At 61.0% G+C, this 14763-nt stretch carries 12 protein-coding genes; 9 read left to right on the top strand and 3 right to left on the bottom strand.

From position 1 onward, the window contains the following. Nucleotides 1-46 precede the first annotated feature (46 nt). From ACU680_RS15630 to ACU680_RS15660, 7 genes are all read left to right on the top strand, one after another. Nucleotides 47-1405, top strand: coding sequence for a glutamine synthetase family protein (locus tag ACU680_RS15630; RefSeq protein WP_007967993.1), 1359 nt, complete (start codon nucleotides 47-49; stop codon nucleotides 1403-1405). Between the two features lie 56 nt (nucleotides 1406-1461). Further along, complete coding sequence (locus tag ACU680_RS15635) at nucleotides 1462-2826, top strand: aspartate aminotransferase family protein (RefSeq protein WP_448179904.1); 1365 nt, start codon at nucleotides 1462-1464, stop codon at nucleotides 2824-2826. A gap of 171 nt (nucleotides 2827-2997) precedes the next feature. Beyond that, the gene (locus ACU680_RS15640; protein ID WP_007967997.1) at nucleotides 2998-4107 is read left to right on the top strand and encodes a polyamine ABC transporter substrate-binding protein; all 1110 of its coding nucleotides are present in this window, start codon (nucleotides 2998-3000) and stop codon (nucleotides 4105-4107) included. Nucleotides 4108-4294: 187 nt separating this feature from the next. Further along, entirely contained in the window at nucleotides 4295-5392 is a 1098-nt protein-coding gene (locus ACU680_RS15645) for a polyamine ABC transporter substrate-binding protein (protein ID WP_007967999.1), read from the top strand. A 67-nt stretch (nucleotides 5393-5459) separates the two neighbouring features. Then, nucleotides 5460-6602, top strand: a complete 1143-nt coding sequence (locus tag ACU680_RS15650) for an ABC transporter ATP-binding protein (protein WP_003229245.1) — start codon at nucleotides 5460-5462, stop codon at nucleotides 6600-6602. 35 nt (nucleotides 6603-6637) lie between these two features. After that, on the top strand, nucleotides 6638-7519 hold the full coding sequence (locus ACU680_RS15655; RefSeq protein ID WP_171061891.1) for an ABC transporter permease subunit: 882 nt from the start codon (nucleotides 6638-6640) through the stop codon (nucleotides 7517-7519). Further along, on the top strand, nucleotides 7516-8406 hold the full coding sequence (locus ACU680_RS15660; RefSeq protein ID WP_007968003.1) for an ABC transporter permease subunit: 891 nt from the start codon (nucleotides 7516-7518) through the stop codon (nucleotides 8404-8406). Before ACU680_RS15655 ends, ACU680_RS15660 begins: the two co-directional genes overlap by 4 nt. Before the next feature lie 92 nt (nucleotides 8407-8498). On the opposite strand, the gene ACU680_RS15665 is transcribed toward ACU680_RS15660, so the two are convergent. Next, nucleotides 8499-9140: an HD domain-containing protein gene (locus ACU680_RS15665; protein WP_448179905.1), complete on the bottom strand. Its 642-nt coding sequence runs from the start codon at nucleotides 9138-9140 to the stop codon at nucleotides 8499-8501. Nucleotides 9141-9458: 318 nt separating this feature from the next. Between ACU680_RS15665 and ACU680_RS15670 the strand changes: the two genes are divergently transcribed. Beyond that, nucleotides 9459-10424, top strand: coding sequence for a GlxA family transcriptional regulator (locus ACU680_RS15670; protein ID WP_448179906.1), 966 nt, complete (start codon nucleotides 9459-9461; stop codon nucleotides 10422-10424). A 140-nt stretch (nucleotides 10425-10564) separates the two neighbouring features. Here ACU680_RS15670 and ACU680_RS15675 read toward each other — a convergent pair whose 3' ends face one another. After that, complete coding sequence (locus ACU680_RS15675) at nucleotides 10565-12976, bottom strand: penicillin acylase family protein (protein WP_448179907.1); 2412 nt, start codon at nucleotides 12974-12976, stop codon at nucleotides 10565-10567. Nucleotides 12977-13078: 102 nt separating this feature from the next. Next, entirely contained in the window at nucleotides 13079-13657 is a 579-nt protein-coding gene (locus ACU680_RS15680; RefSeq protein ID WP_108589225.1) for a DUF6436 domain-containing protein, read from the bottom strand. 99 nt (nucleotides 13658-13756) lie between these two features. On the opposite strand from ACU680_RS15680, the gene bipL reads away from it, so the two are divergent. Continuing rightward, a complete protein-coding gene (bipL, locus tag ACU680_RS15685) occupies nucleotides 13757-14704 on the top strand; it encodes a phospholipase BipL (RefSeq protein ID WP_448179908.1) in 948 nt (315 codons plus the stop codon). The last annotated feature ends 59 nt before the right edge of the window (nucleotides 14705-14763 follow it).

Below are 14763 nucleotides of genomic sequence, written 5' to 3' on the forward strand. Positions count from 1 at the left end.
AAACTTTGCCTGACACGATGTCAGGAGACTCAGCCCAGAGGCATTTATGAGTAACAACCTCGACCAGCTCACCGATTGGTTGAAAGACCACAAGATCACAGAAGTCGAATGCATGATCGGCGACTTGACGGGTATCACCCGGGGCAAGATCTCGCCGACCAACAAGTTCATCGCCGAGAAGGGCATGCGCCTGCCGGAAAGCGTGCTGTTGCAGACCGTGACCGGCGACTATGTCGAAGACGACATCTATTACGAACTGCTCGACCCGGCCGACATCGACATGATCTGCCGCCCCGACCAGAACGCCGTGTACCTGGTGCCATGGGCCATCGAGCCGACCGCCCAGGTGATCCACGACACCTACGACAAGCAAGGCAACCCGATCGAGCTGTCGCCGCGCAACGTGCTCAAGAAAGTCCTGAAACTCTACGCCGACAAGGGCTGGCAGCCGATCGTGGCGCCGGAGATGGAGTTCTACCTGACCAAGCGCAGTGACGACCCCGACTATCCGTTGCAGCCGCCGATTGGTCGTTCGGGCCGTCCGGAAATCGGTCGTCAGTCGTTCTCTATCGAAGCGGCGAACGAATTCGACCCGCTGTTCGAAGACGTCTACGACTGGTGCGAACTGCAGGAGCTGGACCTCGACACGCTGATCCACGAAGACGGCACGGCGCAGATGGAAATCAACTTCCGTCACGGCGATGCACTGTCGCTGGCCGATCAGATTCTGGTGTTCAAGCGCACCATGCGCGAAGCCGCGCTCAAGCATGACGTGGCCGCAACCTTCATGGCCAAGCCGATGACCGGCGAGCCGGGCAGTGCGATGCACCTGCACCAGAGCATCATCGACATCGAGACCGGCAAGAACGTGTTCTCCAATGAAGACGGGACCATGAGCCAGCTGTTTCTGCACCACATCGGTGGCCTGCAGAAACTGATCCCGGAATTGCTCCCGCTGTTCGCCCCCAACGTCAACTCGTTCCGCCGCTTCCTGCCGGACACTTCGGCGCCGGTGAACGTAGAGTGGGGCGAAGAGAACCGCACCGTGGGCCTGCGCGTACCGGATGCCGGCCCGCAGAACCGCCGCGTGGAAAACCGTCTGCCGGGCGCCGACGCCAACCCGTACCTGGCGATTGCCGCGAGCCTGCTCTGCGGTTACATCGGCATGGTCGAAGGCCTCAATCCGAGCGCGCCAGTGGTCGGTCGTGGCTATGAACGCCGCAACCTGCGCCTGCCGCTGACTATCGAGGATGCGCTGGAGCGTATGGAAAACAGCGCGACCATCGAGAAATACCTGGGCAAGACCTTCATCACCGGCTACGTCGCGGTCAAGCGGGCCGAGCATGAAAACTTCAAGCGCGTGATCAGTTCCTGGGAGCGTGAGTACCTGCTCTTCGCCGTCTGATACGCCGGGCGCGGCTGGCAGCAGCCGCGCCTTCACCGATAACAAGGAGAATTGGCATGACCAGCAACAACCCGCAAACCCGTGAGTGGCAAGCCCTGAGCAGCGATCACCACCTGGCCCCGTTCAGCGACTTCAAGCAGCTGAAAGAGAAGGGTCCACGGATCATCACCAACGCCAAGGGCGTGTACCTGTGGGACAGCGAGGGCAACAAGATCCTCGATGGCATGGCGGGTCTGTGGTGCGTGGCGATCGGTTATGGCCGCGATGAGCTGGCTGACGCCGCCGCGAAGCAGATGCGCGAACTGCCTTACTACAACCTGTTCTTCCAGACCGCGCACCCACCGGCGCTGGAACTGGCCAAGGCCATCGCCGACGTGGCGCCTGAAGGCATGAACCACGTGTTCTTCACCGGCTCCGGCTCCGAAGGCAACGACACCATGCTGCGCATGGTTCGCCATTACTGGGCGATCAAGGGCCAGCCGAACAAGAAAGTCATCATCAGCCGCAAGAACGGCTATCACGGTTCCACCGTGGCCGGCGCGAGCCTGGGTGGCATGACCTATATGCACGAGCAGGGCGACTTGCCGATTCCTGGCATCGTCCACATCGCCCAGCCGTACTGGTTCGCCGAAGGCGGCGACATGACCCCGGAAGAGTTCGGCATCTGGGCGGCCAATCAGCTGGAAGAGAAGATTCTGGAAGTCGGCGTGGACAACGTCGGTGCGTTCATTGCCGAGCCGATTCAGGGCGCTGGCGGCGTGATCATTCCGCCGGACACCTACTGGCCGCGCATCAAGGAAATTCTCGCCAGGTACGACATCCTGTTCGTCGCTGACGAGGTGATCTGCGGTTTCGGCCGTACCGGCGAGTGGTTCGGTTCGGATTTCTACGACCTGAAGCCGGACATGATGACCATCGCCAAAGGCCTGACCTCAGGCTACATCCCGATGGGTGGCCTGATCGTCCGTGACGAAGTGGTGAAGGTGCTCAACGAGGGCGGCGATTTCAACCACGGCTTTACCTACTCCGGGCACCCGGTGGCGGCGGCGGTGGGTCTGGAAAACATCCGCATCCTGCGCGACGAGAAAATTATCGAGAACGCGCACAACGAAACGGCACCGTATTTGCAGAAACGTCTGCGCGAACTCAACAACCACCCGTTGGTGGGCGAAGTGCGCGGCGTTGGTCTGCTGGGGGCGATCGAGCTGGTGCAGGACAAGGCCACTCGCAAGCGTTACGAAGGTCGGGGCGTGGGCATGATCTGCCGGCAGTTCTGCTTTGATAACGGCCTGATCATGCGCGCCGTGGGCGACACCATGATCATTGCGCCGCCGCTGGTGATCAGCAAGGCGGAGATCGATGAGCTGGTGACCAAGGCACGTAAATGCCTGGATCTGACCCTCAGTGCGTTGCAGGCCTAAGTGCTAGGCTTCGAGCGGGGGAGCTGCGGCGCTCTCGCTCGAAGGTGTCAGAAAGGTTGGCCTTTTCTTGAAAGACCGCCTCCGATCTTGCCAGACTAGCCGCAGTTCCAGTTGTCCGGGTTCGGCCGCTGAACAAAGTGGTTCAAAAAAGAAAAATTTGGAGCATGACGCATGAAGGCATTAGGTAAAAAGCTTGCTGGCAAGACTCTTCTCGCTTTGTCCGTTGCGGGCATGATGGCGGGTGCGGTTCAGGCGGATGACAAGGTACTGCACGTCTACAACTGGTCCGACTACATCGCGCCGGACACCATCGCCAACTTCGAGAAAGAATCCGGGATCAAGGTCGTCTACGACGTATTCGACAGCAACGAAACCCTGGAAGCCAAGCTGCTGGCGGGCAAGTCCGGTTATGACGTGGTCGTGCCGTCGAACAACTTCCTGGCCAAGCAGATCAAGGCTGGTGTTTATCAGGAACTGGACCAGTCCAAGCTGCCTAACTGGAAGAACCTGAACCAGGACCTGCTCAAGGCCGTGTCGGTCAGCGACCCGGGCAACAAGCACGCCTTCCCGTACATGTGGGGTTCGATCGGCATCGGTTACAACCCGGAGAAGGTCAAGGCTGCGCTGGGCGTCGACACCATCGACTCGTGGGACGTGCTGCTCAAGCCGGAAAACATCGCCAAGCTCAAGAGCTGCGGCGTGAGCTTCCTCGACTCGCCGACCGAAATGCTTCCGGTCGCGCTGCACTACCTGGGCCTGCCTACCGACACCCAGAAGAAAGAAGACATCAAGAAAGCCGAGGACCTGTTCCTCAAGATTCGTCCTTCGATCACCTACTTCCACTCATCCAAGTACATCTCGGACCTGGCTAACGGCAACATCTGCGTAGCGGTCGGCTACTCGGGTGACGTGCAGCAGGCCAAGTCCCGTGCCGCCGAGGCCGGTGACAAGGTCAAAGTCAGCTATGCCATTCCGAAGGAAGGCGCTGGCAGCTTCTTCGACATGGTCGCCATCCCTAAAGATGCCGAAAACGTCGAAGGCGCCTACAAGTTCATGACCTTCCTGCAGAAGCCTGAAGTCATGGCCGGCATCACCAACGCTGTACGTTTCCCGAACGGTAACGCCGCTGCAACGCCGCTGGTGAACAAGGACATCACCAGCGACCCGGGCATCTACCCGCCAGCCGACGTGCAGGCCAAGCTGTATGCGATCGCCGATCTGCCGGCCGCTACCCAGCGTGAAATGACCCGCAGCTGGACCAAGATCAAATCCGGTAAATAAGCCGGTTTGAAGCAACAACCACTGGCCGTCGTCGCCGCGACGGCGGCCAGCGGATCAATTAAATGACAGGAAGTTTTGCAGGAACGGTTTTTCGAGGGTAAGTTGCGCGCCGGTTTGGTTGCCGGGCAGCCATGGCTGTCATGTAACGCGGGGCAACTTGGGCCCAACTAATTTAGAGGACCTCCACTTGCCTATTTTTTCTTCTTTGCGCAAAGCCCTGCTGGCCACTGCCGGCCTGACGATCGCTGTCGGAGCCCAGGCCGCCGGTACGGTGCATATTTATAACTGGTCGGATTACATCGGCGAGACCACCCTGGCCGACTTCGAAAAAGCCACCGGGATCAAACCGGTGTACGACGTGTTCGACTCCAACGAAACCCTGGAAGGCAAGCTGCTGGCCGGGCGTACCGGTTACGACGTGGTCGTGCCGTCGAACCATTTCCTCGGCAAGCAGATCAAGGCGGGCGCGTTCCAGAAGCTCGACAGGTCGCAGTTGCCGAACTACTCGAATCTCGACCCGGTGCTGCTCAAGCGTCTGGAGCAGAACGACCCGGGCAACCAGTACGCCGTGCCGTACCTGTGGGGCACCAACGGCATCGGCTACAACGTCGAGAAAGTCAAAGCGGTGCTCGGCATCGACAAGATCGACTCCTGGAGCGTGCTGTTCGAACCGGAGAACATCAAGAAGCTGCACAGTTGCGGCGTAGCGTTCCTCGATTCGGCCGATGAAATGATGCCGACCGTGCTCAACTACATGGGCCTGAACGCCAACAGCACCAATCCGAAGGACTACGCCAAGGCCACCGACAAACTGCTGGCCGTGCGCCCGTACGTGACCTACTTCCACTCTTCGAAATACATCGGTGATCTGGCCAACGGCGATATTTGCGTGGCCATCGGTTTCTCCGGCGATATCTTCCAGGCCAAACACCGTGCCGAAGAAGCCAAGAAGGGCGTGACCATCGCCTACTCGATTCCGAAAGAGGGCGGCGCGCTGTGGTTCGACATGCTGGCGATTCCGAAGGACTCGTCCAACGTCAAAGAGGCCCACGCCTTCATCAACTATTTGCTGAAACCTGAGGTGATCGCCCAGGTCAGTGATTACGTCGGTTACGCCAACCCCAACCCCGGGTCGGACAAGCTGATGGAACAGTCCATCCGCACCGATGAAGCGGTTTATCCACCGCAGGCAGTCCTCGACAAGACCTACGTGTCGGTCGAGTTGCCACCCAATATTCAGCGTTTGATGACCCGTAGCTGGACCAAGGTCAAGTCGGGCAAGTAAGGCACAAACTATCCTGGGTTCGTCCGCGTTGGGCGAACTGCACAGTTTTTTTCTGGGAGTTTCGTAAATGGCAGTTGCCTCCGGCGCCTATAAGAAAGCCCTCGAGGGCGACCAGACACCTAAGCAGGTGTTGGTCAAAATCGACCGGGTCACGAAGAAGTTCGACGAGACGATTGCCGTGGACGATGTGTCCCTGGAAATCAAGAAAGGCGAGATCTTCGCCCTGCTCGGCGGTTCGGGATCGGGCAAATCCACGCTGCTGCGGATGCTGGCAGGGTTCGAACGGCCCACGGAGGGGCGCATTTTCCTCGACGGCGTCGACATCACCGACATGCCGCCGTACGAGCGACCGATCAACATGATGTTCCAGTCGTACGCCTTGTTCCCGCACATGACCGTGGCGCAGAACATTGCCTTCGGCCTCAAGCAGGACAAGATTCCGAACGCCGAGATCGATGCGCGCGTGGCCGAGATGCTCAAACTGGTGCAGATGAGCCAGTACGCCAAGCGCAAGCCGCATCAACTGTCCGGCGGTCAGCGGCAGCGTGTGGCCCTGGCACGCTCGTTGGCCAAGCGGCCGAAGCTGCTGCTGCTCGACGAGCCGATGGGCGCACTGGACAAGAAACTGCGTTCGCAGATGCAGCTGGAGCTGGTGGAAATCATCGAGCGTGTGGGCGTGACCTGCGTGATGGTGACCCACGACCAGGAAGAGGCCATGACCATGGCCGAGCGCATCGCGATCATGCATCTGGGCTGGATCGCGCAGATCGGCAGCCCGATCGACATTTACGAAACCCCGACCAGCCGCCTGGTCTGCGAATTCATCGGTAACGTGAACATCTTCGAAGGCGAAGTGATCGACGACGCCGAAGGCCACGCGACCATCACCTGCAAGGACCTCGACCGGCAGATCTATGTCGGCCACGGCATCAGCACCTCGGTACAGGACAAATCGGTAACCTACGCGATTCGTCCGGAGAAGCTGCTGGTCACCGCCGAAATGCCGACCTGCGAATACAACTGGTCGAGCGGCAAGGTGCATGACATCGCCTACCTCGGCGGGCACTCGGTGTTCTACGTCGAATTGCCGAGCGGCAAACTGGTGCAGTCGTTCGTCGCCAACGCCGAACGTCGCGGCCAGCGTCCGACCTGGGGCGATCAGGTTTACGTGTGGTGGGAAGACGACAGCGGCGTGGTACTTCGCTCATGAACATGCGCAAGTTCAAACGACGGCTCAACCGAATAATTCCCAATGGCCGGCAGCTGGTCATCGGGGTTCCGTTCATCTGGCTGTTCCTGTTCTTCATGCTGCCGTTCTTCATCGTCCTGAAGATCAGCTTCGCTGAAGCCGACGTGGCCATCCCGCCGTACACCGAGATCTACACCTTCGCCGAGCAGAAGCTGCAATTGCTGCTGAACCTCGGCAACTACGCGATGCTCGGCGACGACGAGTTGTACATCGCCGCCTATCTGGGCTCGCTGAAGATGGCGTTCTTCAGCACGCTGCTGTGTCTGCTGATCGGCTACCCGATGGCCTACGCCATCGCCAGTGCGCGCAAAGAGCTGCAAACGGTGCTGGTGCTGCTGATCATGATGCCGACCTGGACCGCGATCCTGATCCGCGTTTACGCGTGGATGGGCATCCTCAGCAACAACGGCCTGCTCAACGGTTTCCTGATGAGCATGGGCTTTATCGACGAGCCGCTGCAGATCCTCAACACCAACCTTGCGGTGTACATCGGCGTGGTTTATTCGTACCTGCCGTTCATGATCCTGCCGCTGTACGCCAACCTGGTGAAGCACGATCAGAGCCTGCTGGAAGCGGCTTCCGATCTCGGTTCGAGCACCTTCAACAGCTTCTGGAAAATCACTATTCCGCTGTCCAAGAACGGGATCATTGCCGGCTGCATGCTGGTGTTCATCCCGGTGGTCGGCGAGTTCGTGATCCCGGAACTGCTCGGCGGCCCGGAAACCTTGATGATCGGTAAAGTGCTCTGGCAAGAGTTCTTCAACAACCGTGACTGGCCGGTGGCGTCCGCCCTGGCGGTGGTGATGCTGGCGATCCTGATTGTGCCGATCATCCTGTTCAACCGCAGTCAGGCCAAGGAAATGGAGGGCAAAGAATGAAACGCATCCGTTTCTCCAGCCTGATGCTGGTTCTGGGCCTGTTGTTCATCTACCTGCCGATGCTGATCCTGGTGATCTACTCGTTCAACGCCTCGAAACTGGTGACGGTGTGGGGCGGCTGGTCGATCAAGTGGTACGTCGGCCTGCTCGACAATACCCAGTTGATGGGTTCGGTGGTGCGTTCGCTGGAGATCGCCTGCTACACCGCGGTGGCGGCGGTGGCGCTGGGTACGCTGGCAGCCTTCGTACTGACCCGCATCACCCACTTCAAGGGCCGCACGCTGTTCGGTGGTCTGGTCACCGCGCCATTGGTGATGCCGGAAGTGATCACCGGTCTGTCGCTGTTGCTGCTGTTCGTGGCCATGGCGCAGATGATCGGCTGGCCGCAGGAGCGCGGCATCGTCACCATCTGGATCGCCCACACGACGTTCTGTGCGGCGTATGTGGCGGTGGTGGTGTCGGCGCGTCTGCGTGAGCTGGACCTGTCGATCGAAGAGGCGGCGATGGATCTGGGTGCGCGGCCGTGGAAGGTGTTCTTCCTGATCACCATCCCGATGATCGCGCCGTCGCTGGCAGCGGGCGGCATGATGTCGTTCGCTCTGTCGCTGGACGATCTGGTACTGGCGAGCTTCGTTTCCGGCCCGGGTTCGACCACGCTGCCGATGGAAGTGTTTTCCGCGGTGCGTCTGGGCGTGAAGCCTGAGATCAACGCGGTGGCCAGTCTGATTCTGCTGGCGGTGTCGATCGTGACATTCCTGGTGTGGTTCTTCAGCCGCCGTGCCGAAGAAGCGCGCAAGAAAGCCATCCAGCAAGCCATCGAAGAAGGCGCCGCCGATTCGTGGAAGCAACCGGACGTGCGCCGCGCGCCTGCGCCGGAAGCGGCCTGACAGGCAAAAAGATCGCAGCCTGCGGCAGCTCCTACAGGGATCGCATTCCACTGTAGGAGCTGCCGCAGGCTGCGATCTTTTGCTTTTGGAGCTCAGGAAATCCAGGGAGATTGGCGGATGACCTCAACAAAGTTCAGCGGTTTGAACCCCGGCTCCTGATCCTTCAGCACATCGGTCTTCACGTTGCCGAACGTGGTCTGCGGGCGATGGCGCAAGCCGTCGGCAAACGCGCAGATGATGCACTCCTTGAAACCTTCTCCGCGTGGATGCGCATGCACCACCGCCTCGCGCTGGGTGCTGCTGAACGCCGCGTAATCCATGCCCAGCACGTCCATCTCAACCCCGGCGGTGACCAGCGCCACGGTCGGCCGCAAATGCTTCGGCACCCCCGGCGTGGTGTGCAGGGCAATCGACAGCCACACCTGCTCGATATCGTCATCGCTCAGACCGTACGGCTTGAGAAATGCCGCTGCCGCGTTGGCGCCATCCACTTCGAAACGCTCGTCGGCGCTGCGATAGCCTTCGACCAGCCCGAGGTCATGGAACATCGCGCCGACGTACAGCAGCTCCGGGTTATAGGCCAGTTGCCGGCGCTCACCGCTCAATGCGCCGAACAGAAACACCCGGCGCGAATGGTGGTAGAGCAGGTCGGATTCAATGTCGCGAATGTACTCGGTGGTGGCCCGGGCGAGGGCGCTGTCGGGGATCTTGATGCCGGCAATGGTCGTGCTCATGAAGGTATCCTCATCGAAAACGCCGTCGTGGCGCTGATGGGCAAAGTCTGTTCCCCGAGGCACTAAACGGACAATCAACGCATGGCTGCGATCCTTGCCAATCGACCTGCAAATCGTGCCAACTCACCTTGCACGACAGAGTGCGGTCCAGTTGTTGCGAGGGAGCTTGTCGAATCGTCGCACCGTCCCGCTCGGCTGCGCAGCAGTCGTAAACCGACGTCCGCGTTTTGACTGACATAATCCGGTTGAATGGTATTGGGGCTGCTTCGCAGCCCAGCGGGAGCAAGCTCCCTCGCCACAATGATTGCCTGGAGGCTTATGAACAAAACCGTCGCCATCGTGGTGTTCCCCGGCGTGCAGGCGCTGGATGTCAGCGGGCCGATGGATGTGTTCGCCGAGGCCAACCGGTTTCTGCCGCCCGAGGATCACTATCAACTGGAGGTGATCGGCCTCGAACGTGGGGCGATGGCTTGCTCCAATGGCCTGAACCTCAGCGCACACCGGCATTTCAGCGAAGCGCCGGATGCTTATGACTTGTTGCTCGTCGCCGGCGGCCCGCAGTTGCCGTTCATGGATTTCGGCAAGCCTTTCGACACCTGGCTGCGTGAGGCCTGCGCCCGTGCTAGGCGCTTCGGCTCGATCTGCAACGGCGCGTTCATGCTGGCGCGGGCGGGGTTGCTGGAAGGGCGCACCGTGACCACCCACTGGAACGATGCCGAAGCCTTGGCACAGTTGTGTCCATCGACCCAAGTCGAGGCCGATCGCCTGTATGTCGAGGACGGTGCGCTCTACACCTCGGCCGGGGTCACCGCCGGGATTGATCTGTCGCTGTACCTGTTGGCCCGTGATCACGGCGCCGAGGTGGCGCTGAGTGTGGCCAAGCGGCTGGTGGTGTTCACCCAGCGTTCGGGCGGACAGTCGCAGTTCAGTCCGTTTCTCACGCCGCATGCGGAGCCGACCTCGGCGGTGGCGATGGTGCAGTTGTATGTGCTGGCCAACCTCACCGGGGATTTGACGATTGCCGATCTGGCGAATGCGGCGAACATGAGTGCGCGCAATTTCTCAAGGGTGTTCGCCCGCGAGGCAAGGGTCACCCCGGCGGAGTTCGTCGAAAGTGCGCGGGTGGATGCGGCGCGGGTGCTGCTGGAAAGCACCACGGTACCGCTGAAGACCGTGGCCTATCAGTGCGGGTTTCGCGATGCGCAGCACATGCGCAGTGTGTTCAATCGCCGGTTGGGGGTGACGCCGCAGCAGTTTCGGCTGAATTTTGCTGGGCTGCTCTGAAGGTCTCTTGCGTTCTTAAGGACCCCATCGCTGGCAAGCCAGCTCCCACAGGGTTTTGTGTCGTTCACAAATCATGAGAACACCAGAGACACTGTGGGAGCTGGCTTGCCAGCGATGGGCCCAGACCAGCCTGCACAAATTTATTGGGCAGCCCTTGCCGGCAACAGCTTCAACGTACTGCGAGTATTGGCCGTCACCTCTTCCTCGCTGAAGTGTGCCTGCACATACATCCCCTCGACGTACTCTTCGGCCTGATCGTCATAGTGGCTGTCGAACGGCACGCCACTCTGGCCGACCGGGTTGATGGTCAGGCTGTGCGCCGGGTCGGCGAAGTCCATCAGCCGCCGCGTCGAAGGCCCGTAAGTCACCGGCCACGGCGCCGGGCCGAGCTTGGCTGAGAGGTTGTTCGGCACTTCATGACTGCCCGGCGCGGCGAACGGCCCGACGTTGACGATGCGGTCCAGTGGCTTCTGTTGTCCCAGTGGATGGCCATGGGTCAGGGTGTGCGCCGTACCCCATTGCCAGTCGGACGGATTGTTGCCGAGGCTCTGTTTCAGGTGCGTCATGCTCGCCTGCCACGCCGCTTTGACGATGTCGGCACGAGTTTCCTTGTTCGGCGTGTTGCGGTTGTCCCACCAGGGCGAATCCGCGTTCGCCGCCAGGCGCGGCAGGGCTGCATCGATCACCCGGGTCGACAGCAGCGTTTCGAAGAAATCGTTGCCCAGCTCATCACGCATCGCCGCATCGGCGAGGTCGTAGAGGAACTGGTTGAACACTGTGGCGTTGACCGAATCCAGCGGATAGTCGCCTTGCCACTGTGCCAGTTGCTCGACCAGTTTCAGCTGCGCCGGATCGCTCACCACTTCTCGCAGCACCGGCAGCAGCGGCGCCAGGGTACGCGGGCCGTAGGCGGTGGTGGTGCCCAGTTGCAGCTTCTGGTTGGCCTCGTTGCTCCATTTCACGCTCTTGTCGCTGAGCTGGCGGTTGAGCTGCTGGCCGCGATCGGCGAGGTTGTAGTAACCGGGGATTTCCATCCCGGTGGGCGACAGCGGCTGGAAGTTGGCCGAGACGATGTAGCCGCGCGCCGGGTTTTCTTCCTGCGGGTTGGCGCTGAACGGGTAGTAACCGTCCTTGTCCGCCTGATTGCCGCTGCCGTCGAGAATGAACTCCGGGCGCACGCCCGTCGGACGTTTGGGCAACAGCGCCGAGGCCCACCAGGCGATGTCGCCCTTGGCGTTGGCGTAGACAATGTTCAGCCCCGGCGCCTGCACCTTGGCTGCTGCGGCGCGGGCCTTGGCCAGGGTGTCGGCGCGGTTGAGCTGGTAGAAACCTTCGAGAATCGGGTTCGGTGTTTCGAGGAACGCCCACCACATGGCGATCGGTGTTTTACCGGCAGCAGTGCCGAGGGCGTCGTTGACGATCGGGCCGTGGGGCGACTGACGCAAGGTCAGCTTCACCGGCGCCTGGCCCTTCACCGCGATCTGCTGCTCGGTGCTGACCAGATCGGTCCACTGGCCGTGGTACCAGACCTGATTCGGATTGTCCGGGTTGACCTTCTCGGCGATCAGATCCAGATCGTCGTTCTGGAACATGGTCAGGCTCCAGCCGAAATCCAGGTTGTGCCCCAGGAACGCGAACGGCACCAGCGCCTGATGATGGCCGTACAACTCAAACCCCGGCGCCGACAGTTGCGCCTCGTACCACACCGACGGCACCGAGAAACGAATGTGCGGATCACCGGCCAGCAGCGGTTTGCCGCTCTGGCTGCGGCTGCCGGCGATCACCCAGGCGTTGCTGCCTTCGAATTGCGGCAGGCCGTTTTCAATCAGCGCCTGCTCGCTGAGGCGGGCGAGGGCGTTGAGGTCTTTCCAGTCGCTGGCGGCGAGGGCCGGCGTCTTTTTGGCGTGACCTTTGGCAAGCACGCCCTTGGGCTGCCAGTCGAGGTCGAAGACGTTGAGGTAATCGGCGCCGAGTTGATCGCGCACGTAGGTCAGCAACGGCTCGGTGCGAAACGCGGCGGCAAAGCTGTAGGCCATGTAACCGGCGACGCTGATGCTGTCTTCGGCGGTGAACGGCCGCTTGGGGATGCCCAGCACGTCGAACTCGATCGGCGCGGCGTGGCTGTCCTGATATTGGTTGATTCCGTCCAGATAGGCTTGCAGGGCCTTCCACGCCGGTGACTGCTTATCGAGGCTGGCGACATAACTGGCAGCGCGCTCGCGGATGCGCAGGCTGCGGAACAGTTTGTCGGTGTCGAGCAGCTTCGGCCCGAGCACTTCGGCCAGCTCGCCGCGGGCGAGGCGGCGCATGGCTTCCATCTGGAACAGCCGGTCCTGGGCATGCACGTAGCCGAGGGCGCGATACAGGTCGGTTTCGTTTTCGGCGCGGATGTGCGGCACGCCACGTTCGTCATAGCGCACGGTCACCGAACCCTGCAGGTTGCGCAGCTCCACCTGGCCCTGACGCGTCGGTTGCTTGCTGTAGACGTACCCGCCGACGCCGGCGAGCAGGACAACGATGAGCAAGGCAAGAACGGTGAACACGCGTTTCATGGTGACTCCTTGTGCATGCGGGATTGCCGCCCGTCGGGCTGCAAACAATTAGCACAGACCTTCCGTGCCGTGCATCGCTGTCCTTGAAAAGTCCGGAATGCCTTACTGCACCACCACCGGCCACGGGCAATAACAACCGACCGCCAGGGTATGCGTAGCGTTGACCGGGCGATCATCCATCAGCGCGTTGAGGATCGGTTCGATGAAGCTGTTGCTGGAGTTGCAAGTCAGCCCTTCACTGTACGGGCCGAAGTACGCCAGTTTGCCGCTGCGGTCCCAGATCGCCACGGCGGGGCTGGCCGGGATCTGCTCGGAGCCGGGCAGCACCGTGATGGTTTTCAGATTGCCGAGGGTGGCGGGCAACTGGCCGTGGCTGCCTACGCGCTGCACGGCGAAGAATTCCACGCCGCGCGGGCCGAACTGTTCGACCATTTCCGTCAGGTGCTGTTGATTGCCGACGTTGCACGGGCAGGCCGGGTCCCAGAAGTGCACGAGGCGGATTTTGCCGGGACCGGCCAGCTCATCGGGCAGACGCAACGGATCCCCGGAAAACACCGCCGTGTGCTGACTGAACGCGCGCAGATAACGCCCCTGAAACCAGTCGTACGCCGCCCACAGCACCCCGGCACACACAAGCGCGAGCAGGCTGGCAAACAGTGCGGTGCGGTAGGGCGAGCGCATGGTTTTTCGATCCTCGAAGGGGGGCTAGCTTGCCATGCTTGCCGCAACAGATGAATATCGCAGGCCGATAAAGTCTGTTTACCGCTTTGGAATACCCGCATGCCTGACACTTTCGATGCCGATCATTTACGCGCCAGCCTCAAGCCTTTGGCCCAATGGCAGCCGTTGTCGGACGAGGCGAAGGCGTATCAGCGGTTCTATCAGACCGACTTCCCCGAGCGCGATGTCTGGCGCGGCATGGGCCGGTTCGAAGTCGATGGTTATGAACTGGTCAGCCATTGCTGGTGGCCGGAAAAGGTCAAGGGCACGCTGTTTCTGCTGCACGGTTTTTACGATCACACCGGGCTGTATCGGCATGTGATCGAGTGGGCGCTGGATCAGGATTTTGCCGTCATCGCCTGCGACTTGCCGGGGCATGGCCTGTCGAGCGGAGCGCGGGCGAGCATTCGCGACTTCTCCGAATATCAGGACACCTTGCAGGCGTTGTTCGCTGAAGCCAGTTCGATTGCGCTGCCGCAGCCTTGGCACCTGTGCGGGCAAAGCACTGGCGGCGCGATTGTCGTCGACCATGTGCTCAACCATGGCGAGCACAGTCCGGCGCAGGGGCATCTGATTCTGCTGGCGCCACTGGTACGTCCGCGCGCCTGGGGCTGGTCGCAGCTCAGTTATTACCTGCTGAGGCCTTTCGTGCGAGGCGTCACCCGGCGTTTCAGCGAGAACTCCAACGACCCGGATTTCCTGCCGTTTCTGCAAGCTGATCCGTTACAGCCCAAACGCTTGCCGACCGCGTGGGTCGGAGCACTGTCGCGCTGGATCATCCGGGTCGAACACGCGAAGAAAAGTCCGCGACGGCCGCTGATCATTCAGGGGCAGGCGGACATGACCGTGGACTGGCAGCACAACTTGCAGGTGCTGAAGTGGAAGTTCGACCGGCCGCAGATTCTGCTGCTGCCGGAGGCGCGGCATCATCTGGCGAATGAGACGCTGGAGATGCGCGAGGAGTATTTCGAGTTTCTGAACAAGCGAATCAGGGGGCGGAATCTTTAGGGGATTTGCTGGCCACATCGCTGGCAAGCCAGCTCCCACAGGTTTTCCGGCGTTCACAA

Source organism: Pseudomonas sp. LF020 (genome assembly GCF_053456425.1).

What these genes read in the sequence shown, in the direction of transcription:
- ACU680_RS15630 (WP_007967993.1), top strand. Translation starts at nt 47, where the DNA reads ATGAGTAACAACCTCGACCAGCTCACCGATTGGTTGAAAGACCACAAG.
- ACU680_RS15635 (WP_448179904.1), top strand. Translation starts at nt 1,462, where the DNA reads ATGACCAGCAACAACCCGCAAACCCGTGAGTGGCAAGCCCTGAGCAGC.
- ACU680_RS15640 (WP_007967997.1), top strand. Translation starts at nt 2,998, where the DNA reads ATGAAGGCATTAGGTAAAAAGCTTGCTGGCAAGACTCTTCTCGCTTTG.
- ACU680_RS15650 (WP_003229245.1), top strand. Translation starts at nt 5,460, where the DNA reads ATGGCAGTTGCCTCCGGCGCCTATAAGAAAGCCCTCGAGGGCGACCAG.
- ACU680_RS15660 (WP_007968003.1), top strand. Translation starts at nt 7,516, where the DNA reads ATGAAACGCATCCGTTTCTCCAGCCTGATGCTGGTTCTGGGCCTGTTG.
- ACU680_RS15665 (WP_448179905.1), bottom strand. Translation starts at nt 9,140, where the DNA reads ATGAGCACGACCATTGCCGGCATCAAGATCCCCGACAGCGCCCTCGCC.
- ACU680_RS15670 (WP_448179906.1), top strand. Translation starts at nt 9,459, where the DNA reads ATGAACAAAACCGTCGCCATCGTGGTGTTCCCCGGCGTGCAGGCGCTG.
- ACU680_RS15675 (WP_448179907.1), bottom strand. Translation starts at nt 12,976, where the DNA reads ATGAAACGCGTGTTCACCGTTCTTGCCTTGCTCATCGTTGTCCTGCTC.
- ACU680_RS15680 (WP_108589225.1), bottom strand. Translation starts at nt 13,657, where the DNA reads ATGCGCTCGCCCTACCGCACCGCACTGTTTGCCAGCCTGCTCGCGCTT.
- bipL (WP_448179908.1), top strand. Translation starts at nt 13,757, where the DNA reads ATGCCTGACACTTTCGATGCCGATCATTTACGCGCCAGCCTCAAGCCT.